Annotated in this window: 18 protein-coding genes; 5 read left to right on the top strand and 13 right to left on the bottom strand. The window is 68.4% G+C overall.

Features of this window, described 5'->3' with window-relative positions; genetic code table 11:
• Window positions 1-7: 7 nt before the first annotated feature.
• From otnI to ACHMXA_RS02305, 3 genes are read left to right on the top strand one after another with little or no spacing between them, the layout of a single operon-like run.
• Entirely contained in the window at window positions 8-829 is an 822-nt protein-coding gene (gene otnI / locus ACHMXA_RS02315) for a 2-oxo-tetronate isomerase (RefSeq protein ID WP_395318149.1), read from the top strand.
• Window positions 826-2,025 carry an amidohydrolase family protein gene (locus ACHMXA_RS02310; RefSeq protein WP_395318147.1) on the top strand — a complete coding sequence of 400 codons (1,200 nt, stop codon included), beginning with the start codon at window positions 826-828 and terminating at the stop codon, window positions 2,023-2,025. The genes otnI and ACHMXA_RS02310 overlap by 4 nt, the downstream gene beginning before the upstream one ends.
• Entirely contained in the window at window positions 2,022-2,507 is a 486-nt protein-coding gene (locus ACHMXA_RS02305) for a RidA family protein (protein WP_395318145.1), read from the top strand. Before ACHMXA_RS02310 ends, ACHMXA_RS02305 begins: the two co-directional genes overlap by 4 nt.
• Here ACHMXA_RS02305 and ACHMXA_RS02300 read toward each other — a convergent pair.
• The 12 genes from ACHMXA_RS02300 to ACHMXA_RS02245 form a co-directional block, all read right to left on the bottom strand.
• The gene (locus ACHMXA_RS02300) at window positions 2,500-3,174 is read right to left on the bottom strand and encodes a TetR family transcriptional regulator C-terminal domain-containing protein (protein WP_395318143.1); all 675 of its coding nucleotides are present in this window, start codon (window positions 3,172-3,174) and stop codon (window positions 2,500-2,502) included. The genes ACHMXA_RS02305 and ACHMXA_RS02300 overlap by 8 nt on opposite strands.
• Entirely contained in the window at window positions 3,171-4,142 is a 972-nt protein-coding gene (locus ACHMXA_RS02295; protein WP_395318141.1) for a PDR/VanB family oxidoreductase, read from the bottom strand. Before ACHMXA_RS02295 ends, ACHMXA_RS02300 begins: the two co-directional genes overlap by 4 nt.
• A 37-nt stretch (window positions 4,143-4,179) precedes the next feature.
• Window positions 4,180-4,770, bottom strand: a complete 591-nt coding sequence (locus tag ACHMXA_RS02290) for an NAD(P)H-dependent oxidoreductase (protein WP_395318139.1) — start codon at window positions 4,768-4,770, stop codon at window positions 4,180-4,182.
• A 153-nt stretch (window positions 4,771-4,923) separates the two neighbouring features.
• Window positions 4,924-5,952, bottom strand: coding sequence for an ABC transporter substrate-binding protein (locus ACHMXA_RS02285; RefSeq protein WP_176665225.1), 1,029 nt, complete (start codon window positions 5,950-5,952; stop codon window positions 4,924-4,926).
• 377 nt (window positions 5,953-6,329) lie between these two features.
• A complete protein-coding gene (locus tag ACHMXA_RS02280; protein ID WP_395318137.1) occupies window positions 6,330-7,163 on the bottom strand; it encodes a hypothetical protein in 834 nt (277 codons plus the stop codon).
• On the bottom strand, window positions 7,163-7,714 hold the full coding sequence (locus ACHMXA_RS02275; RefSeq protein ID WP_395318135.1) for an FAD-binding oxidoreductase: 552 nt from the start codon (window positions 7,712-7,714) through the stop codon (window positions 7,163-7,165). Before ACHMXA_RS02275 ends, ACHMXA_RS02280 begins: the two co-directional genes overlap by 1 nt.
• Before the next feature lie 129 nt (window positions 7,715-7,843).
• Window positions 7,844-8,734 carry an ABC transporter permease gene (locus tag ACHMXA_RS02270; protein WP_395318133.1) on the bottom strand — a complete coding sequence of 297 codons (891 nt, stop codon included), beginning with the start codon at window positions 8,732-8,734 and terminating at the stop codon, window positions 7,844-7,846.
• Complete coding sequence (locus ACHMXA_RS02265) at window positions 8,712-9,530, bottom strand: ABC transporter ATP-binding protein (protein ID WP_395318131.1); 819 nt, start codon at window positions 9,528-9,530, stop codon at window positions 8,712-8,714. The genes ACHMXA_RS02270 and ACHMXA_RS02265 overlap by 23 nt, the downstream gene beginning before the upstream one ends.
• Complete coding sequence (locus ACHMXA_RS02260; protein ID WP_395318129.1) at window positions 9,527-10,348, bottom strand: creatininase family protein; 822 nt, start codon at window positions 10,346-10,348, stop codon at window positions 9,527-9,529. Before ACHMXA_RS02260 ends, ACHMXA_RS02265 begins: the two co-directional genes overlap by 4 nt.
• A 172-nt stretch (window positions 10,349-10,520) precedes the next feature.
• Window positions 10,521-12,146 carry an MFS transporter gene (locus ACHMXA_RS02255; RefSeq protein WP_395318127.1) on the bottom strand — a complete coding sequence of 542 codons (1,626 nt, stop codon included), beginning with the start codon at window positions 12,144-12,146 and terminating at the stop codon, window positions 10,521-10,523.
• A 144-nt stretch (window positions 12,147-12,290) separates the two neighbouring features.
• Window positions 12,291-13,061, bottom strand: coding sequence for an amino acid ABC transporter permease (locus ACHMXA_RS02250; RefSeq protein WP_395318125.1), 771 nt, complete (start codon window positions 13,059-13,061; stop codon window positions 12,291-12,293).
• An 80-nt stretch (window positions 13,062-13,141) separates the two neighbouring features.
• A complete protein-coding gene (locus ACHMXA_RS02245; protein ID WP_395318123.1) occupies window positions 13,142-13,900 on the bottom strand; it encodes a basic amino acid ABC transporter substrate-binding protein in 759 nt (252 codons plus the stop codon).
• Between the two features lie 208 nt (window positions 13,901-14,108).
• Here ACHMXA_RS02245 and ACHMXA_RS02240 point away from each other — a divergent pair, with 208 nt between their 5' ends.
• Window positions 14,109-15,797: a M28 family metallopeptidase gene (locus ACHMXA_RS02240; RefSeq protein WP_395318121.1), complete on the top strand. Its 1,689-nt coding sequence runs from the start codon at window positions 14,109-14,111 to the stop codon at window positions 15,795-15,797.
• An 8-nt stretch (window positions 15,798-15,805) separates the two neighbouring features.
• Here the strand turns inward: ACHMXA_RS02240 and ACHMXA_RS02235 are convergent, their stop codons facing one another.
• Entirely contained in the window at window positions 15,806-16,303 is a 498-nt protein-coding gene (locus ACHMXA_RS02235; RefSeq protein WP_395318119.1) for an Lrp/AsnC family transcriptional regulator, read from the bottom strand.
• Between the two features lie 174 nt (window positions 16,304-16,477).
• On the opposite strand from ACHMXA_RS02235, the gene ACHMXA_RS02230 reads away from it, so the two are divergent.
• Window positions 16,478-20,104, top strand: a complete 3,627-nt coding sequence (locus tag ACHMXA_RS02230) for an indolepyruvate ferredoxin oxidoreductase family protein (protein ID WP_395318117.1) — start codon at window positions 16,478-16,480, stop codon at window positions 20,102-20,104.
• The last annotated feature ends 33 nt before the right edge of the window (window positions 20,105-20,137 follow it).

Here is a 20,137-nt window from a genome sequence, read left to right as displayed (position 1 = left end):
ACACCCCATGCCTCAATTCGCAGCCAACCTCTCGATGCTCTATCCGGAGCTCGCCTTCCTCGACCGCTTCGACGCCGCCGCGAAGGACGGCTTCAAGGCCGTGGAATACCTCTTCCCCTACGACTTCACCAAGGAAGAAATCGTCGCCCGGCTCAAGCACAACGGCCTGCAGCAGGTGCTGTTCAACGGACCGCCGGGCGACTGGAACGGCGGCGAGCGCGGCTTGGCCTGCCTGCCGGGGCGCGAGGCCGAGTTCCGCGAAGGCATCGCCAAGGCCATCGACTACGCCGTGGCGCTCGACTGCCCGCGCATCCACGTCATGGCCGGCCTCGTGCCCGCCGGACAGCAACGCGACGCGCTGCAGCCCGTCTACATCGACAACCTGCGCTGGGCCGCTGCCGAGGCCGCCAAGGCAGGCCGCGACGTGCTGATCGAGCCGATCAACACGCGCGACATCCCGGGCTTCTTCCTCAACCGGCAGGACCATGCGCACGAGATCGTCGAGGCGGTGGGCGCACCCAACCTCAAGGTGCAGATGGACCTCTACCACTGCCAGATCGTCGAGGGCGACGTGGCGATGAAGATCCGCAAGTACCTGCCGACCGGCCGCGTCGGCCACATCCAGATCGCCGGCGTGCCCGACCGCAACGAGCCCGACATCGGCGAGCAGAACTACCCGTACCTCTTCGACGTGCTCGACGAGGTGTCGGCGCAGTGCGGCTGGCAGGGCTGGGTCGGCTGCGAGTACCGGCCGAAGCGCGGCGCGGAGCCCGGCGGCACCTCGGCCGGCCTGGGCTGGCTGCGCGACTGGCGGCAGCGGCACGCATGAAGCTCGAAGCGCTGCGCATCCCGGCGCCGCTGCGTGGCTTCGCGGCGGGCGATGCGCAGCTGTTCGACGTCATCATCGAGGGCGACAAGGTCGCCTCCATCACGCCCAGCGCGCAACAGCAGCAAGCGAACGGCACGCTGCTGAGTGCCCCGGTCGAGGCCCACGCGCACATCGACAAGAACTACACCGTGCAGGACGTGGGCGCCGCTCAGGACAACCTGTTCGTCGCTATCGAGCGCATGAACCGGCACCGCGAGAGCTGGACCGGCGAATCGCTGCGCCTGCGCATGGAGCGCGCGCTGCAAGACGCATGGCTGTCGGGCACGCGCGCGCTGCGCACGCACCTCGACTGGGTGCAGCCCGAGCCGCCGGCAGCGCTGGCGGTGTTCGAGGCGCTGCGCGAGGAATGGCGCGGGCGCATCGAGCTGCAGTTCGTGTCGCTCACGCCGCTGGACCTGTTCGCCGACCTCGCCGCGGGCGAGCGCATCGCGCGCGAGGTGAAGCGCGCGGGCGGCGTGCTCGGCGCCTTCGTCTACCGCAACGAGGGCATCGTCCACAAGCTGGGCCGCGTGTTCGATCTCGCGCAGCAGCACGGCCTGGCGCTGGACTTCCACGTCGACGAAGGCCTGGACGTCGAGGCCACCGGCCTGCGCAGCATCGCCCAGCTGGTGCGTGCGCGCGACTTCAGGCAAGGCGTGGTCTGCGGCCATGCCTGCTCGCTCTCGGTGCAGGAAGACGCGGTGGCCGCCGAAACGCTCGCGCTGTGCGCCGGCGCCGGCATCCACCTCGTCGCGCTGCCCACCACCAATCTCTACCTGCAGGGCGCCTGGGACCGCACGCCCGTGCAGCGCGGCATCACGCGCATCCGCGAGGCGGCGGCACGGGGCTTGCGTGCGAGCCTGGCGACCGACAACGTGCAGGACGCCTTCTATCCCTACGGCAGCTACGACCTGCTGGAGACCTTCGGCCTCGGCGTGCAGGCGGCGCATCTCGCGCCGGCCGACGACTGGCTCGACACCATCACCGTGAGCCCCGCGAAGGCGCTGGGGCTCGCGTGGGACGGACGCATCGCGCCGGGCTGCCCGGCCGACCTGCTGGTGTTGTCGGCCACCGGGGAACATGAACTGATCGGCCCGCGCGGACGGCAACGCACCGTCATCCGCGCCGGCCAGGCACTGGAGAGCAACGAACGATGAGCATGGGCAAGCCGATGGCCAACTACGCGGCCGCCAAGCGCGTGGGCGATTTCGTCTTCATGAGCGGCGTGGTCGCCGTCGACCCGGCCACGCGCCGCGCGGTCGCCGGCTACGACGCCATTCCCGAAGAGGCGCGCACCGCGCTGCAGGGCGTGGGCTACGCCACCGGCCAGATGTCGGTGGACGTGTTCGAGGCGCCCATCGTCGCGCAGAGCTGGTTCGTGCTCGAGCGCATCCGCCAGATCGCGGCCGAGCACGGCGGCACCATGGAAGACGTGGTGAAGCTGGTGCAGTACTTCCGCCACCTGCCGCACTACGCCTTCTACAACCGCGTGCGCGGCCTGTTCTATCCGGGCGAGCCGCCGGTGAGCACGGTGGTGGAGGTGTCGCGCTTCCTGCCGGGCGACGAAGTGCTGGTGGAAGTGGAAGCCACCATGTACTTGCCCCGGACCGCTTTCTCGTCGTCTTCCTCGTCTACCTGACGCCCGCGCCCTTGAGCAGGAATTCGGTCACCTGCTCGATCAGGTAGCGCCGGTCCTTGCCGTCCTTGTCCTGGCCCTGCTGGATCGAATCGCGGTAGTAGGCGGCCTGCGTGGCGTGGTCGGCGTAGAACTGCGTCACCGCCCAGATGTGGAACAGCACCAGCATCGGGTCGGCCTTGTCCATCAGGTCCTGGTTCATCCAGTTCTGGATCACCGCGGCGGCCTGTTCGGTGCGCTGCTTGCTCGTCTCCATCATGTCGTTGATGACGGGCGCGCCGCGCAGCATCTCGGCCGTGAAGATGCGCGAGCGCAGCGGATGCTCGAACGAGAACATCATCTTGCGGCGGATCAGGTCGCCCAGCACCTTGCGCGGGCCGAAGGCCTCGTCGCTGAAGCCGAACACCACGATCCAGTCGTTGAGGATGTCCTGCAGCACCTGGCGGTACAGCGCCTCCTTGCTGTCGATGTAGTAGTGCAGCTGCGCCTTCGACAGCCCCGCCTTGTCGGCGATGGCCTGCGTCGAGGCGCCGGCGAGGCCCTCGCTCGCGAACACCTCGATGGCGGCCTGGTTGATGAGGCCGAGCACCTGCGTGTACTTGCGCGATCGGCCGCGCGTGGCGGGCGCCTCGCCGTCGCTCTCCTGCGTGATGGCGGCGCGTGCGTTCATAGCTGCAGTTCCAGTTCCAGCCCCTTGGCGCGCGAGCAGCACAGCGCCACCTTGTGGCGGCGCTCGCTGCCGGTGAGGCAGAAGTCGCGGTGCTCGGCGCCTTCGCCGTCGCCCTCGACCACGCAGGTGCCGCACAGGCCCTGCTGGCACGACACCGGGATGTCGATGCCGACCTCGTGCAGCGCGTCGACGGCGGTCTGGTCGGCCGCCACCGGCACGGCGATGCCGCGCTTCGCGAGTTTGAGCGTGAAGGGCAGGCCGGTGGCCGCACCGGCGTCGGTGGGCGCGGCGAAGTATTCGGCGTGCAGTGCGTCTTCGGGCCAATCGGTCTGTGCGGCGGCGTCGCGCACCGCCTGCATGAAGCCGCCGGGGCCGCACACGTACAGGTGCGTGCCGGGTGCGCGCTCGGCCAGCAGCGAACGCAGGTCGATGCGCTGCGATGCGTCGCCCTGGTCGAGGTGCAGCCGCAGGTGCGGCGCCAGCGACGGCGCGCGCAGCGCATCGGCGAAGGCCAGGTGCTTTTCGCTGCGCGCGAACACGCACAGCGCGAAGGGCGCGCCGCGCGCGGCCAGCGCCTGCGCCATCGCCAGCAGCGGCGTCATGCCGATGCCGCCGGCCAGCAGCAGGTGGTGCGTGGCCTCCTCGCGCAGCGGAAAGGTGTTGCGCGGCGCGCTGATCGGCAGCAGGTCGCCCTCGCGCACGCGCTCGTGCATCGAGGCCGATCCGCCGCGGCTGGCGAGCTCGCGCTTCACGCCGATCACATAGCGCCCCGCCTTGGCGGCCGATGGCGCACGCGCCAGCGAGTACTGGCGCGAGAAGCCGCCGGGCATGTGCACGTCGATGTGCGCGCCGGCCTCGTACGAGGGCAGCGGCCGGCCCCACGGGTGGGCCAGCTCGAAGGCCAGGATTTCCGGCGTCTGGCGCGAGATGCGTTCGACGCGGACGGTGAGCGTGCGTTCGAGGCTCATGGTGTGTTGTCTCCCTCTGGAATCGAAGGCTCTTGTGCTAGATGCTGCCCAGCTTGCGCGAGACGCGTTCGATGAAATGGGTGCGGTCGCTCGCGGTGACGGCGTTCATGTCGTGCAGCTGCAGCCACGTCACCTTGCAGCGCCACGCGAAGAGCGCGCGCAGCGCCCGCGTGAAGAGCCGCCTGCCCGGATCGCCGATGGCCATCACGAACCAGCGCGGCGAGCCGCCGGTGGTCACCACCGTGAGCCGCCGGATGTGCCGCATGCCCGACTTCGCGAGCTGCCCCTTGCGTTCGGCCGGCAGGAAGGCCACGCCGGGCAGCCACACCCGCTCCAGCCAGCCCTTGAGCATCGAGGGCGGCCCGTAGAACCAGGTGGGAAACACGAACACCAGGTGCTCGGCCCACAGCAGCGCTTCGACGTGGGGTTTCACACGTTCGCGGATCAGGTCGGGGTTGTCGAGGTAGGCGATGCGCTCTTCGCATGTCAGCGTGGGGTCGAAGCCCTCGGCGTACAGGTCGATGGACTTCACGGGATGTCGCGGCGAGAGCGACTCGAGCGCGGTGCGGTAGAGCGCGTGGTTGAAGCTGTCAGGGTTCGGATGGCAGTGGACGACGAGCGTTTTCATGGTTGAGGGCCGGTTCGCCCAGGACTTGCGTCGCTGGCGAGACGGGGTCAGAGCCCAGGGGATGAAAGGCCGCGCGGTGCCTTATGGCAACCCAGGCGCCGGCATCTGACCCCGGCGCAAGCCCCGCGCGGCCGCGGGAAAAAAACGGTGTGCTTACTTGCCCGTGAGCTTCTTGCGCACGTCGATGCCAACGCCCTTGTTCACGAACTGCGTGGTGACCACCTTCGACAGGTCGACTTCGCCGGGCTTGTACAGGCCGGCCTTGACCATCTTGTCGTAGAAGTCCTTCACGCGCGCCTCGTCCATCGCGCCGATGCCCTTGGTGAGCGATTCGCCGCTATCGACGATGCCCATCTTCTTCATCAGCTCGATGGAGCCCAGAGAGGAGGCCACCGGCGAGTCGGGGTTGATCTTGGCGATCATCTCGTTGGCGGCCTTGTTGTCGCCGTAGAGGTAGTTGTTCCAGCCGATGATCGATGCCTCGATGAACTTGCGCACCGTCTCGGGCTTGGTCTTCACCAGGTCGGCGCGCGTCTCGATGGTGGTGGAGTAGGTCGAGAAGCCGTTGTCGGCCAGCAGCTGCACCACGGGGTCGAAGCCGGCCTGCGCCTTGATCGACAGCGGCTCGGAGATGGCGTAGCCCTGTTGAATGGACTTCTTGTCGGCCAGGAAGGGGCCCACGTTGAAGGTGTAGGGCTTGAGCTGCGAGTCCTTGAAGCCGTGCTCCGACTTCATCCACTGCCAGAAGCTGAACTGGCCGTCCTTGCCGATGAAGGCCACCGGCGCCTTGGCCATGTCCTTGAAGGTGTCGAAGCCCTGGCCCGGGTGGGCGAACATGGCCTGCGGGTCTTTCTGGAAGAAGGCCGCCACCACCACGGTGGGCACGCCGTTCTTCACGTTGTCGAAGGACTGCAGCAGGTTGCCGGTCATAAGGAAGTCGACCTTGCCGGCCGGCAGCATCGGCCGGTTGTTGACCATCGGGCCGCCCTGCTGGATGTCGACGTCGAGGCCGTACTTCTTGTAGGTGCCGTCCACCAGCGCCTGGTAGAAGCCGCCGTGGCCGGCCTGCGCCTTCCAGTTGGTGGCGAACACCACTTTTTCCTGCGCCTGCACGGCGAAGGCGGCTGCAGCGAGGGCTATGCCGAGGGCAAGCGGACGGATTGTCAGAGCGGGAACGCGCATGGCAGTGGACTCCTGGGGTTGAATGCGAAACGGGATTTTCATATCAGTCGAGAGGCGCTTTTGCTTCTATTCGGGGCGTGTGCACAGGGCGTCGGGTACTCCCCTCCGCGAATGTCCCCCGGCCTGCGGCCTCCTCCTTTATTTCGCTGCGGGGAGCACCCGACGCCCTGTGCACGGGGCACGCTGCTGGTGTACGACCGATCAACGACCGCACTGCCCAACGCACACGTCGATGGGGTGCCTTGCGCAGCGAAATAAAGGAGGAGCCCGAAGGGCGGGGGACATTCGCGGAGCAAGGTACCCCGTCGGCGTGTGCGAGTCCTGAACAGCGGTCCTGATAAGACCACCGAAGATGAACAAAACGCCAAGTCGTCATTTCAGCGCTCGACAGCCATGTCGGCAGTCCAGCCGCGCGTCTTGCCCGGGTTCATCAACCCCATCGGGTCGCTGCGCTTCTTGAACTCGATCTGCTGCGTGTCGATGGTCTTCATGCCGCCGTCCTCGATGGTCACGACGTGCGGGTTGAAGATCTTGCAGCCGCCTTGCGACTCGATCTCGCGGATCAGCTCGTACTGGTGGGCCTCACCCTTCCAGCGCACCAGCAGGATGCCGAAGGTGCCGCACTCGCCGTTGGCGCGCGCGAAGTCCTGGTGCTGCAGCACGTCGTCGCCGAAGATCTCGAGGTGCCGCTCGACCACGGCCGGGTCGAAAGGCTGGGCGTAGGCCACCTGAAGATAGGTCCAGCCGCGGTCGGCCTTCAGCGCCTGCAGCGTGGTGTGGTTGAACGCGCACTCGTAGGCGGGAGGCAGGCCTTCGGCGAGCAGCTCGGCCTCGGTGCCCGCCACCGAGATCGTTCCGCCGTGCGACGCGGCGAGCGCGCTGAAGTCGTCCATCGACTCGGGCGAGACCATCGCGAACACAGCGTGCCGGTCGGCCGGGAAGCGGTCGCGCATGGCCGTGTAGTAGGGCGAGAAGCGCGCCTCCACCGTCGACAGCAGGAAGATGTCGAGCGAAGGCGCCTGCGCCGCGATGCCGAAGTCGAGCGCGCCGCGGTACGTGTCGAACAGCACCGTGCAGTGCACCCAGTCGACGGCCGGGCTCAGCGCCACCTCCACGTCGAGGATCACGCCGTTGGTGCCGTAGGCATGGTGCACCTGCTGGATCTCGTCGCCGTGCAGATCGATGACGCGCGGCTCGCGCTCCACCGTCATCACGCGCGCGCGCGCAGCAGGTTGCCGGGGTCGCGCAGGATGCCGTGGCGGAACGAGCCGATGCCGCCGAAGCCGCCCGCGATGAAGCCGCCGATGGAGGCCACGTGCCAGGTCGAGGGCCACATGCGAAGCGCCTGACCGGTCTCGCGCGCGGCGAGGTCGATGTCGTGCATGCGCGCGCCGGCCTCCACGCGGATGCTGCCCTCGTGGATGTCGAGCACGCGGCACATCTGCGTCACGTCGAGCACGATGCCGCCTTCCAGCGGCACGCACTGGCCGTAGTTGCCGGTGCCGCCCGCGCGCACGGTGAGCGGCAGCTTCCACTTCGCGGCCACCGCCGCGGCCTGGCGCACGTCGTCCTCGGTGCCGACCTTCACCACCAGGTCGGCCACGCAGCCCGCGAGCTGCTCGGTGAGGATGGGGCTGTACCAGTAGAAGTCTTTCGACAGCTGCTTGCGCTGCGCAGGCGCGGTGATCACGTTGAGGCCGCGCAGGTCCTCGCGCACGGCGTTCCAGTCGACGTTCGCAGGGGAAGCGTGTGTTGCGTTCATCGCGGCTCCGTCCAGGGGGCGTCTCTGCAAGGGAACACCGCGGAACCGGCTTTGCCGGGCCGCAGGTGTTGCCCCCGGTCGGGGGGTGGCGAAGCGACACGAAGTGCGCGCAGCCTGGGGGCGAGCCGATTACCTTTCACGGCGCATCTCGCTTTCGTGCCAGTGGCCCAGTACCACACGCGACAAGGCCGCGAACACGATGAAGATCACGATGCCCAGCAACGACACCAGCAGCAGCGCCGCGAACATCATCGGGATCTCGGTGCGGAAGCTCGATTCGAGGATGCGCGAGGCCAGCCCCGTTTCCTTGCCCGCCGTGCCGGCGGTGAACTCGGCCACCACCGCACCGATCAGGCTCAGCCCGCCCGCGATCTTCAGGCCCGCCATGAAGTAGGGCAGCGCGCTCGGCGCGAGCAGGTAGCGGAAGGTCTGCCAGGGCGAGGCCTTGTAGAGCTGGAACAGGTCGCGCAGGTTGCTGTCGGCGCTCTTCAGCCCGATGACGGTGTTCGACAGAATCGGGAAGAAGGCCACGATCCACGCGCACAGCAGCAGCGCGGCCGTGGTGCTCGACACGTAGATCAGGATCAGCGGCGCGATCGCGATGATCGGCGTGACCTGCAGGATCACCGCGATGGGGAAGAGGCCGATCTCCACCCACTTGAAGAGCGCGAAGGCAATGGCCAGCAGCACGCCGCCCACGATGGCCGCGGCCAGCGCCAGCAGCGTGAGCTTCACCGTGAACCACAGCGCGCTGGACAGCGACTCCCAGTTGTCGAACAGCGTGCGGATGATGAGCGAGGGCGCCGGCAGGATGTAGTGCGGGATGTTGTTGGCGCGCACGGTCCACTCCCACGCCAGCAGCAGCAGCGCGACGATGGCCGCGGGCACCGCGATGCGCAGCAGCGACTCGCGACGGCGCAGCCGGTCCTCGTGCGCGCGCAGCGAGGCCTCGGAGGGCGCCGCGTCGGCATCCGCGAGAGGGGCGGCCGCGTTGGACTCAGTGATCGATGTCGACGCCATGCAGGGCTCCATGCAGCGATTGCGACACCGCGGTGCAGTGCGCGTTGTAGCGGGTCGAGGTGCGGAAGTCTTCGCCGCGCGGATAGGGCTCGTCGATGCGGATCTCGTCGATCACGCGGCCGGGCCGCGCGGCCATCACCACGATGCGGTTCGACAGGTACACCGACTCGTACACGCTGTGCGTGACGAACACGACCGAGAAGCGGTGCTCGCGCCAGATGGCCAGCAGGTCGTTGTTGAGCTTGATGCGCGTCATCTCGTCGAGCGCGGCGAAGGGCTCGTCCATCAGCAGCAGGCGCGGGTGAGTGACGAGCGCGCGGGCGATCGACACGCGCATCTTCATGCCGCCCGAGAGCTCGCGCGGGTACACGTCGGCGAAGCGCGAGAGGCCGACCATCTCCAGCGCCTGCTTCACCACCGGCGCCGCCGCGTCGCGGCCGGTGCCGGCCAGCTTCAGCGGCAGCCAGACGTTGTCGAACACCTTGGCCCAGGGCATGAGCGTGGGTTCCTGGAACACGAAGCCCAGGTCGCGGTCGGTCTTGCCGCCCTTGGCCGGATTGGCGCTCGCACCCGACCAGTGCATGTCGCCCGAACTGATGCGCGTGAGCCCCGCGATGAGGCGCAGCGCCGTGCTCTTGCCGCAGCCCGAGGGGCCGAGGAAGCTGATGAAGTCGTGCTCGCCGATGTCCAGCGACATGCCCTGCAGCGCGAGCGTGCCGTTGGCGAAGCGCTTGCTGACGTTGCGCAGGCTGACCAGCGGCGCGCCGGCGGCGGTAGAGGTGGCGTCGGCGCTCATTTCCAGGCCGGTTCGTTGGCGAGTCGGGAGAGCGGGAAGCGGTCGACCTCCTGCAGCAGCTCGACGAAGCGGCGGCCCACGTGGTCGAGCACGGCGGCGCCCTTTTCGGCGGTGGCGCGCGTGGCGTCGCCGGCGGCGCCCGCGGGGTTGATGTCGTGCATCTGCCAGCCGAGCTTGCCGCTGGGCGTGATCGAGAGGAACTTGTTCTCCTCGGCCAACTGCTCGGTCATGGAGCTGAAGTTCTGGAACTGGTCCTTGCGCACGTAGTCGGGCGTGAGGTGCAGCATGACCGAGCTCTCGAGGTCGCCGGCATGGATGCCGTGCTTGCCTTCGTGCGCGGTGAACAGGCCCTCGGGCAGGCCGAGCGTGTACCAGTTGGCGGCCACGACCATCATGCCGTGCTCTTCGCGCAGGTCACGAGCGACGATGTCCATCACGCTCATCTGGCCGCCGTGGCTGTTGTAGAGCACCAGCTTGCGCACGCCGGCTTTCGCGACGCAGGCGCCGATGTCCTTCCACATCGAAATGAGCGTGTTCGCCGACACGGTGAGCGTGCCCGGGTAGCGCGAGTGCTCGTTGCTCTTGCCGTAGGGCACGGTGGGCAGGAACAGCACCGGCAGGTCGTCGGGCAGGTGCGGCAGCGTGGCGCGCACCATGCCGTCGATGGTGGCGGTGTCGGTCGACATCGGCAGATGCGGACCGTGCTGCTCGGTGGCGCCCACCGGCAGCACGGCGATGAGCCGTTCGCGGTCGAGGCGGGAGAACTCTTCGCTGGTCAGGTCGGACCAGAAGCGGCTGCGCAGGGGAGGCGGATTCATCGCGTGTGTACCTCGTGGCGCCTGGTGTGGCGGTGGCTTAAATTATCCATACGGTCAAAAAAGGCGGGCTATTCGTGGATACCCGGCAAATTTCTCCATGCAAGCGCCGTGCCATCAAAGTTAACCGGTTGGTAAAAAATGAATGGAAAGCACCGACCGTGCGGATGCCGGCTCAGCGCCGCACGATGTACCGCGTGACGACCGGCCCCGACTCGCCGATGTGGAAGGCGAGCCTGCGTTCGCGCAGCGCCATGTCGCTGGCGGTGGCGCGGGTGAAGCGCCGCAGGTGGTCGGTCCACGACTCGTCGACGATCTGCTCCACGTAGCGCTCGGGCTGCGCGATGTCGTGCAGCAGCTCCCAGCCGATGGCGCCCTGGCTCAGGCGTGCGCGGCGCGTCTGCTGCATGACCAGGTGGAAGGCGGCGGCGCGCGCGGGGTCGATCAGGTATTCAACGGTGACCACCACGCGGCCGGTTTCCTCGGGAGCTTCCGCGGGCGGGCCGACGGCCCAGCCGGCCTGCGCGGGGCTGGTGTCGTCCTCGCCGCTCAGGTCGGTCACCCAGCGCAGCGCCGCGAGCATCAGCAGCGTGCCGCTCGCGGCCGCCACGCTCAGGCTGGCGACCAGCGAGCTGAGCGTGGCCACCTGCCCCCAGATGGCCGCGCCGATCGCGCTCGCGCCCATGATCGCCATCTGGTACATCGACATGCCGCGCGCGCGCACCCAGTCGGGCAGCGCGAGCTGGGCCGACACCGACAGCGAATTGGCCACCGTGATCCACGCCATGCCGCCGAAGAACATCGCCGGCACCGCGACCCATGCGTTGGGCGCGAAGGCCATCACCGCCGTGGCGCCCGACTGCAGCAGCGTGCCGCGCAGCACCAGCTGGTCGCGCCCCATCGCCTGGCGCAGGCGCGGCAGGAACAGCACCGCGACGATCGCGCCCGCGCCCATGGCCGCCAGCAGCAGCGTGAAGGTGCCCGCGCCGCCGCCCTGGAGGTTGCGCGCCAGCAGCGGCAGCAGCGCCAGCAGCGCGGTCGAGTGGAAGAAGAAGATCGAGATGCGCGTGAGCACCGCGCGCATGCGCTGCGACTGCCGCACGAACTGCACGCCCACGCGCATCGCGCTCACCAGCTTCTCGCGGCCCAGCGGATTGGGCGTGTGCTCGCGCCGCCAGCGCAGCACCACGAAGCCCGAGGCCACCGACAGCACCGCGTTCAGCGCGAACACCCAGATGCTGCCCGCGCTCGCGATCAGCATGCCGGCGGTGAGCGGGCCCACGATGCGCGATGCGTTCATCGCGATGCCGTTCAGGCCCAGCGCGGCCGGCAGTTGCGTGCGCGGCACCAGCTCGGGCACGATGGCCGCGAACACCGGCCAGCGCAGCGCCAGACCGATGCCGTTGGCGAAGGTCAGCGCCAGCAGCAGCGGCGCGGTCATGAGGTCAAGCGCCAGCGCGGCGCACAGCACGATGGCGGTGCCGGCCAGCCAGAACTGCGTGGCCACCAGCCAGCGCCTGCGGTCGAGGATGTCGGCCAGCGCCCCGCTGGGCAGGCCCAGCAGGAACACCGGCAGCGTGGAGGCCGACTGCACCAGCGCCACCCAGATCGGCGAGGAGGTCAGCGTGGTCATCATCCACGCGGCGGCCACGTCGTTCATCCACATGCAGATGTTGGCGACGAGCCAGGTGCTCCACAGCATGCGGAACACCGGAATCTTCAGGGGCACGAGCGCCGCGAACTTCGTCGGCTGCGGCCTCGCGGGCGGGATGGGTGTCTCTTCGGGGGATATGGGTGGCATGTGGCGCTATTCTGGCCCCGGCGTCAGCAGGTCCCCCAACCTGTATCGCGAACACCGAGGAACCGGCTTTGCCGGGCCTCAGGTGTTGCCCCCTGCAAAGGGGTTGGCGAAGCGACACGAAGTGCGCGAAGCCTGGGGGTGTGCCTAGCTTCTGTCGCTGCGGGCGAGGCGGTGTTCGAGGCGGCGCAGCAGCGTCGTCAGGATCAGCGTCATCACCCAGTAGATGACGGAGATCGCCAGGTACGGCTCCCAGTAGCGCGCATAGGCGCCGGCCACGGTGCGAGCGGCATAGGCCAGCTCGGCCAGGCCGATGGCGGAGACCAGCGACGTGTCCTTCAGCAGCGCGATCGCGTTGTTGCCCAGCGGCGGCAGCATGCGGCGGAAGGCCTGCGGCAGCACCACGTAGCGCATCACCTGCGCAGGCGTGAAGCCGATCGAGCGGCCCGCATCGAACTGGCCGCGCGAGATCGACTGGATGCCCGCGCGGAACACTTCCGAGATGTAGGCCGCCGAGTTCAGCGTGAGCGCCACCACGCCCGAGATGAGCGCGCCGTGCTCCTGCTTGAGCGTGCGCGCGAGTTCGCCGTCGATCAGCAGGCCCGAGGTCGGGTGGATGAACACCGGCATCACCGCGAAGTGGATCAAGAGGATCTGCACGAAAAGCGGCGTACCCCGGAAGAAGCTCACGTACACAGTGGCCGGCCAGCGCAGCAGGAAGCGCGTGGCCCAGGTCCACGGTGCGTGGCGAGCCTGCGCCAGCCGCGCGAGCGCGAGGCACAGGCCCCAGCTCGCGCCCAGCAGCACACAGACCACCGTCATGCGCAGCGTCATCCATGCGCCCTGCCAGAACAGGTCCTTGTATTCCACGAGGATGTCCCATCGGAACCATCCAAACAGCAGGATCGGTTGTTCCATGCTTGCGTCCTCAACTCTCAGTCAACGAAAAAGCGAAACGGCCGCTGTGGGCGGCCGTATTCAATGAAATGCCGTGCGGCTCAGCGCACGTTCGGGTCCTTGTTGAACCACTTCTTGTAGATCGTCACGTAGCTGCCGTCGGCGCGGATGGCCGCGAGGCCGGCCGTGAGCTTGTCCAGCAGGGCCTTGTCGCCCTTCTTCACGACGATGCCGAAGCCCTCTTCGGGGAAGGACTTGTCGTCGATGGTCTTCAGCTCGGGGTTCTGCGCCACGCGGTAGGCGATCACGCCGTTGTCGCCCATCGCGGCATCGACGCCGCCGCCGGCCAGCTCGGAAATGATGAGCGGCGTGCTCTCGAAGCGGCGGATGTCGGGGCTGGTCTTGCCGAACTCGCGCGAGGCGATGTCGTCGGCGGTGGAGGCGCTGACCACGGCGATCTTCTTGCCGGCCAGGTCCTTCAGCGAGGCGACCTTGCTGCTCTTCGGCACCGCGATCAGCTGGCGGGCCGCGAAGTACGGCGGCGTGAAGTCGTAGCTCTGCTTGCGCTTCTCGTTGATGGTCACGCCCGAGATCACGAGGTCGACGTCGCCGTTGTTCAGCGCGCCGAAGATGCCGGTGAAGGGCGTGTTGACGATCTTGATCTTCAGGCCCTGCTGCTTGGCGATGGCATTGATGATGTCGATGTCGAAGCCGACGATCTGCTTGTCCTTGTTCTCGAAGGCGAAGGGCGCGTAGGTGGCGCTGGAGGCCACGATCAGCTCGCGGTTCTGGGCCTGGGCGCCAAAGGCGAGCGTGGCGGCGGCGAGGCCGAAAGCCAGGGCGCGGCGGAGGGAGTTCATGCGGGGTCCTTGTTGTTCGCCGTCCGGCGGGAGGAAGGTGGTGGGCGGGGATTTTAGGCTGTCGCTATCGGTGGCCTTCCGTTGCACCTGTTGCAAGGATCGCCGCACGAGTCCAACCAAGGTTCTCCGGCCGGGGCGAAGGGCATCCGCCGGCGATCGCTGCCCGCTGGCTAGCATCCGGGGCTTTTCCGGCCCAGGAGCGCCTTGCATGACGACACAGCGGCTTGCTTTCCATCTCCATCTTCTCTGCGGCATCGGCCTCGCGTCGGCCGCCACCATCGTGCTGGCCGCGGCCGACCCGCCGGCGCCGGTCTTCGATCCGCAGCGCCTCTCGCAGATCGTGAAGACGGTGTCCGGCGACGACTTCGAGGGCCGCGCCCCCGCCACGCCGGCGGAAGCGAAGACGGTCGACTACCTCGTCGCGCAGTTCAAGGCCGCCGGCCTCGCGCCCGGCGGCGATCTCGAAGGCGGCCGGCGCACATGGACCCAATCGGTGCCGCTGGTGAAGACCGAGTTCCGCGGCCCGCCGCAGATCACGCTGCAGGTGGGCGCGCAGCGCGACGCGCTGGCGCAGGGCGAGCAGATCGCGGCGCGCGCGGCGCTCGACGGCTCCACCGCGGTGTCGATCCAGCAGGCGCCGCTGGTCTTCGTGGGCTACGGCGTGAGCGCGCCCGAGCGGCGCTGGGACGACTACAAGGGCGTCGACCTGAAGGGCAAGATCGCCGTGGTGCTGGTGAACGATCCCGACTTCGAGATCGGCAGCGGCGACTTCGGCGGCAAGGCCATGACCTACTACGGCCGCTGGACCTACAAGTTCGAGGAGGCCGCGCGCCGCGGCGCGCTGGGCGTGCTGATCGTGCACGAGACCGCGCCGGCGGCCTACGGCTGGGCCACGGTGAAGAACTCCAACACCGCGACCATGCTCGACATCGAGCGCGAGCAGCCCGCGGCGGTGCATCCGAAGCTGGAGGGCTGGATCCAGCGCGACGTGGCGGTCGACCTGCTGCGCCGCGCGGGGCTGGATTTCGAGGCGCAGAAGAAGCTCGCGCAGACGCGCGAGTTCCAGCCGCAGCTGCTGAAGGACGCGAGCCTGTCGGCCGAGTACGCGATCGACCGGCAGGTGATCGTCTCGAAGAACGTGGTCGGCCGCGTCGAAGGCCGCAAGCGCCCGGACGAGACGGTGATCTACAGCGCCCACTGGGACCACCTGGGCGTGGGCGCGCCCGACGCCAAGGGCGACCGCATCTACAACGGCGCCGTCGACAACGGCACCGGCCTGGCCGCGCTCGTCGAGATGGGCCGCGCCTTCGCGGGCGCGCGCCACAAGCCCGAGCGCTCGGTCGTGTTCCTCGCGGTGACGGCGGAGGAGCGCGGCCTGCTCGGCTCGGAGTTCTACGGCGCGAAGCCGCTCTATCCGCTGGCGAAGACGGTGGCCGTGATCAACATGGACGCGCTCAGCCCCGAAGGCCCGGCGCGCAACTTCAGCACCTCGGGCAGCGCGGTCTCGCAGCTGCAGGACCTGCTGGTGGAGCAGGCGCGAGGCTTCGGCCTGGCCTACGCGCCCGATCCGCATCCCGAGGCCGGCTACTTCTTCCGCTCCGACCATTTCTCCTTCGCCAAGCGCGGCGTGCCGGCGCTCTCGTTCGCCTCCGGCAACGACCTGGTGGACGGCGGCCTCGCGGCCGGCGAGGCGGCCAGCAAGGCCTACAACGCCGAGCGCTACCACCAGCCGGCCGACGAGTGGCGCGCCGACTGGTCCTTCGCCGGCATGGCGCACGACCTGCCGCTGCTCTACCGCGTGGGCGAGACGCTGGCCAACAGCCGGCGCTGGCCCGAGTGGGGGGCTGGGTCCGAATTCCGCGCGATCCGCGAGGCCAGCCGGAGCGAACGGCGCTGACCTGAGTGCTAGGACGCGCGCTGTCGGGTGGCGTTGCCCAGATGGCCCAGCGGCAGCGCGCTGCTGGCCTTCACCTCGCCCAGCGAGAAGCTGGTGTGCAGGTCCTTCACGTTGGGCAGGTTCATCAGGTGCTGGCGCGCGAAGGCCGAGAAGCTGTCGAGGTCCTGCGCCACCACCTGCAGCTCGAAGGTGCCGGTGCCGCTGATGTAGTGGCAGGCGATCACGTCGGGCAGCTTGCGGATCGCGTCCTCCAGCTTGCGCGTGGCCTCGTGGGTGACTCGCTCCGTGTCGACCCGCACGAAGGCGAGCACGCCCAGGCCGATCTTGTGGCGGTCGATCTCGGCGTGGTAGCCCTTGATGAAGCCGGCCTCCTCCAGCGCGCGCACCCGGCGCCAGCAGGGCGCGGCCGACAGGCCCACGCGCTGCGCAAGCTCGGCGTTGGTGAGGCGTCCATCGGCCTGCAGTTCTTGCAGGATTGCGAGGTCGAACTTGTCGATGCTTTCCATAAGGGCCGATATTAAGCAAGATTCTTTCTGGAAGCGCGTTTTTCCCGGCAAAGAACGCAAACACCTGTCGCGGACCCGGCATACACTTTGCGTGATCATGGGCTCGTGCCCTACCCGGGCACAGACCCAGAAACAGCCAGGCCCATGAGGCCCTGCCAAACGGAGACAGACGACATGAATGCACCGCTACCCGCGCACATTCGCAAGGCCCTAGAAACCGTCACGCTCGACGACAAATACTCCCTCGACTACGGCCGCGCATTCATGAGCGGCGTCCAGGCCCTGGTGAAGCTGCCCATGCTGCAGCGGCTGCGCGACAAGCAGGCCGGCAAGAACACCGCCGGCTTCATCAGCGGCTACCGCGGCTCCCCGCTCGGCGGCTACGACCAGGCGCTGTGGAAGGCCAGCAAGTTCCTCAAGGAACAGAACATCGTCTTCCAGCCCGGCGTGAACGAGGAGCTCGCCGCCACCGCGCTGTGGGGCACTCAGCAGCTGGGCTTCTCCCCGCAGGGCACCAACAAGTTCGACGGCGTCTTCGGCATCTGGTACGGCAAGGGCCCGGGCGTGGACCGCTGCTCCGACGTCTTCAAGCACGCCAACATGGCCGGCACCACCGAGTACGGCGGCGTGATCGCGGTGGCGGGCGACGACCACATTTCCAAGAGCTCCACCGCCGCCCACCAGAGCGACCACATCTTCAAGGCCTGCGGCACGCCGGTGTTCTTCCCGGCGAACGTGCAGGAAATCCTCGACCTGGGCATCCACGCTTTCGCCATGAGCCGCTTCTCGGGCGTGTGGTCGGGCATGAAGACGATCCAGGAGATCGTCGAGTCGAGCGCCACGGCCATGATCGACCCCGAGCGCGTCGAGATCGTCATTCCCACCGACTTCGAGATGCCGCCCGGCGGCCTGCACATCCGCTGGCCCGACCATGCGCTGGAGCAGGAAGCCCGGCTCATGCACTACAAGTGGTACGCCGCGCTCGCCTACATCCGCGCCAACCGGCTCAACCACAACGTGATCGAGGGCCCGAACGACCGCTTCGGCATCATGGCCAGCGGCAAGGCCTACAACGACACCCGCCAGGCGCTCATCGACCTGGGCCTGGACGACGCGGCCTGCCGTCAGCTCGGCATCCGCCTGCACAAGGTGGGCGTGGTGTGGCCGCTGGAGGCGCAGCTCACGCGCCAGTTCGCCACCGGCCTGCAAGAAATTCTGGTGGTCGAGGAGAAGCGCCAGGTCATCGAATACCAGCTCAAGGAAGAGCTCTACAACTGGCGCCCGGACGTGCGGCCCAACGTGGTCGGCAAGTTCGACGAGGGCGAGGTGCACGCGGCCGAGGGCTACTCGGGCGGCGAATGGTCGATGCCCAACCCGACCTCGCACACGCTGCTGCGCGCCAACGCCGACCTGAACCCGGCGCTCATCGCCAAGGCCATCGCCACGCGCCTGAAGAAGACCGGCCTGCTGGCCGCCGCCGGCGCCGACATGACCGCGCGCATCGACGCCCAGCTCGCCATCCTGGAAGCCAAGGAGCGCTCGATGGTGTTGCAGCAGGCTTCCACCGGCGTGGCCGACGCCACGCGCCAGCCGTGGTTCTGCTCGGGCTGCCCGCACAACACCAGCACCGTGGTGCCCGAAGGCTCGCGTGCGATGGGCGGTATCGGCTGCCACTTCATGGCGACCTGGATGGACCGCTCCACCATCGGCTTCACGCAGATGGGCGGCGAGGGCGTGCCGTGGGTGGGCCAGCAGCCCTTCACCACTGACCAGCACATCTTCGCGAACCTGGGCGACGGCACCTACTTCCACAGCGGCCTGCTCGCCATCCGCCAGAGCATCGCGGCGGGCGTGAACATCACCTACAAGATCCTCTACAACGACGCGGTCGCCATGACCGGCGGCCAGACGGTGGGCGAGCGCCCCGAGGGCCACTCGGTGCTGCAGATCGCCGAGAGCCTGCATGCCGAGGGCGCGGCCAAGGTCGTCATCGTCACCGACGAGCCCGAGAAGTACGAGGGCGTGAGCATCCCCGGCGACCACGTGCAGGTGAAGCACCGCGACCTGCTCGACGACGTGCAGCGCGAGTTCCGCAAGATTCCCGGCACCACGGCCATCATCTACGACCAGACCTGCGCCACCGAGAAGCGCCGCCGCCGCAAGCGCGGCACGGCGGTCGATCCGGCCAAGCGCGTGGTCATCAACGAGCTGGTCTGCGAAGGCTGCGGCGACTGCAGCGTGCAGAGCAACTGCCTGAGCGTGGAGCCGCTGGAGACCGAGTTCGGCCGCAAGCGCACCATCAACCAGAGCAGCTGCAACAAGGACATGAGCTGCCTGAAGGGCTTCTGCCCGAGCTTCGTGACCGTCGAGGGCGGCCAGCTCAAGAAGAAGGGCAAGAACAAGGCGGCCACGCCGGCCGAGTTCGGCCTGCTGCCCGAGCCTTCGATCCCGTCGCTGGAAGGCGGCCGGGTCTGGGGCGTGGTGGTGGCGGGCGTCGGCGGCACCGGCGTCATCACCATCGGCCAGCTGCTGGGCATGGCGGCGCACATCGAGGCCAAGGGCATCGTCACGCAGGACGCGGCCGGCCTCGCGCAGAAGGGCGGCGCCACCTGGAGCCACGTGCTCATCGGCGACACGCAGGACGACATCCGCACCACCCGCGTGGGCACGGCGGCGGCAGACCTGATCCTGGCCTGCGACCCGCTGGTCACCGTGAACGCCGAGACCATGGCGCGCATGCGCGAAGGGCGCACGCACGTGGCGCTCAACAGCCACAGCGCGCCGACGGCCGCCTTCGTGCGCAACGCCAACTGGAAGAACCCGGAAGAAGCCTGCGCCGCCGAGATCGCGCGCGCCGTGGGCGCCGAAGGCGTGGGCAGCTTCGATGCCGACGCCGCCGCGACCACGCTGATGGGCGACACCATCTACGTCAACCCGATGATCCTGGGCTACGCCTGGCAGAAGGGCTGGATCCCGCTGGCGCACGAGTCGCTGATGCGCGCCATCGAGCTGAACGCCGTGGCCGTCGATAACAACAAGGCGGCCTTCGAGTGGGGCCGCCAGGCGGCGGTGCGGCCGGAAGAGCTGAACAAGCGCATTCGCCCGGGCCAGGTCATCGAGTTCAAGAAGCGCGAGTCGGTGGAGAGCATCGTCGAGCGCCGCGCGGAGTTCCTCACCGGCTACCAGAACGCCGCGTACGCCGAGGAATACAAGCGCTTCGTCGGCAAGGTGCGCCAGGCCGAGTCGGCCGTGGGCAAGAGCACCGCGCTGACCGAGGCTGTGGCACGCTATCTCTTCAAGCTGATGGCGTACAAGGACGAGTACGAAGTCGCCCGCCTGCACAGCGACCCGGCCTTCCTCGGCCGCATCGAAGGCATGTTCGAAGGCCAGATGGGCAAGGACTTCAAGCTCAACTACCACCTGGCGCCGCCGATCGTTGCCAAGAAGAACGCCAAGGGCCAGCTGCAGAAGCAGAAATTCGGCCCCTGGATGCTCACCGGCTTCAGGTTCCTCGCCAAGCTCAAGGGCCTGCGCGGCACGGGGCTCGACATCTTCGGCCGCACCGAGGAACGCCGGACCGAGCGCGCGCTGATCGGCGAGTACCGGGCCAGCATCGAGGAAGTCATCGGCGCCCTGCGTGCCGACAACCACGCGCTGGCGCTGGAGATCGCGAGCCTGCCAGAGCAGATCCGCGGCTACGGCCACGTGAAGGACCGCAACCTGGCGGCCGCCCGTGCCCGCTGGAGCGAGCTGATGACCAAGTGGCGCAACCCGCAGCAGGCGCCGCGCGCGGCGGCCTGATTTCCCGACCGGCGGGGGCCGGCAGACCACGCA

Origin of the sequence: Variovorax sp. UC74_104, from assembly GCF_044055375.1 — a bacterium.
Classification (GTDB): Bacteria; Pseudomonadota; Gammaproteobacteria; order Burkholderiales; family Burkholderiaceae_C; genus Variovorax.
Note: the sequence above shows the minus strand (reverse complement) of the source record. Positions and strands in the feature narration are given on the sequence as shown.

Bases quoted from the DNA above. Each gene is read 5' to 3' on its own strand.
- ACHMXA_RS02280 (WP_395318137.1), bottom strand. From the start codon at position 7,163: ATGACGGTGGAGCGCGAGCCGCGCGTCATCGATCTGCACGGCGACGAG.
- ACHMXA_RS02265 (WP_395318131.1), bottom strand. From the start codon at position 9,530: ATGAGCGCCGACGCCACCTCTACCGCCGCCGGCGCGCCGCTGGTCAGC.
- ACHMXA_RS02250 (WP_395318125.1), bottom strand. From the start codon at position 13,061: ATGGAACAACCGATCCTGCTGTTTGGATGGTTCCGATGGGACATCCTC.
- ACHMXA_RS02255 (WP_395318127.1), bottom strand. From the start codon at position 12,146: ATGCCACCCATATCCCCCGAAGAGACACCCATCCCGCCCGCGAGGCCG.
- ACHMXA_RS02245 (WP_395318123.1), bottom strand. From the start codon at position 13,900: ATGAACTCCCTCCGCCGCGCCCTGGCTTTCGGCCTCGCCGCCGCCACG.
- ACHMXA_RS02305 (WP_395318145.1), top strand. From the start codon at position 2,022: ATGAGCATGGGCAAGCCGATGGCCAACTACGCGGCCGCCAAGCGCGTG.
- ACHMXA_RS02240 (WP_395318121.1), top strand. From the start codon at position 14,109: ATGACGACACAGCGGCTTGCTTTCCATCTCCATCTTCTCTGCGGCATC.
- otnI (WP_395318149.1), top strand. From the start codon at position 8: ATGCCTCAATTCGCAGCCAACCTCTCGATGCTCTATCCGGAGCTCGCC.
- ACHMXA_RS02275 (WP_395318135.1), bottom strand. From the start codon at position 7,714: ATGAACGCAACACACGCTTCCCCTGCGAACGTCGACTGGAACGCCGTG.
- ACHMXA_RS02235 (WP_395318119.1), bottom strand. From the start codon at position 16,303: ATGGAAAGCATCGACAAGTTCGACCTCGCAATCCTGCAAGAACTGCAG.
- ACHMXA_RS02300 (WP_395318143.1), bottom strand. From the start codon at position 3,174: ATGAACGCACGCGCCGCCATCACGCAGGAGAGCGACGGCGAGGCGCCC.
- ACHMXA_RS02290 (WP_395318139.1), bottom strand. From the start codon at position 4,770: ATGAAAACGCTCGTCGTCCACTGCCATCCGAACCCTGACAGCTTCAAC.
- ACHMXA_RS02260 (WP_395318129.1), bottom strand. From the start codon at position 10,348: ATGAATCCGCCTCCCCTGCGCAGCCGCTTCTGGTCCGACCTGACCAGC.
- ACHMXA_RS02310 (WP_395318147.1), top strand. From the start codon at position 826: ATGAAGCTCGAAGCGCTGCGCATCCCGGCGCCGCTGCGTGGCTTCGCG.
- ACHMXA_RS02230 (WP_395318117.1), top strand. From the start codon at position 16,478: ATGAATGCACCGCTACCCGCGCACATTCGCAAGGCCCTAGAAACCGTC.
- ACHMXA_RS02270 (WP_395318133.1), bottom strand. From the start codon at position 8,734: ATGGCGTCGACATCGATCACTGAGTCCAACGCGGCCGCCCCTCTCGCG.
- ACHMXA_RS02285 (WP_176665225.1), bottom strand. From the start codon at position 5,952: ATGCGCGTTCCCGCTCTGACAATCCGTCCGCTTGCCCTCGGCATAGCC.
- ACHMXA_RS02295 (WP_395318141.1), bottom strand. From the start codon at position 4,142: ATGAGCCTCGAACGCACGCTCACCGTCCGCGTCGAACGCATCTCGCGC.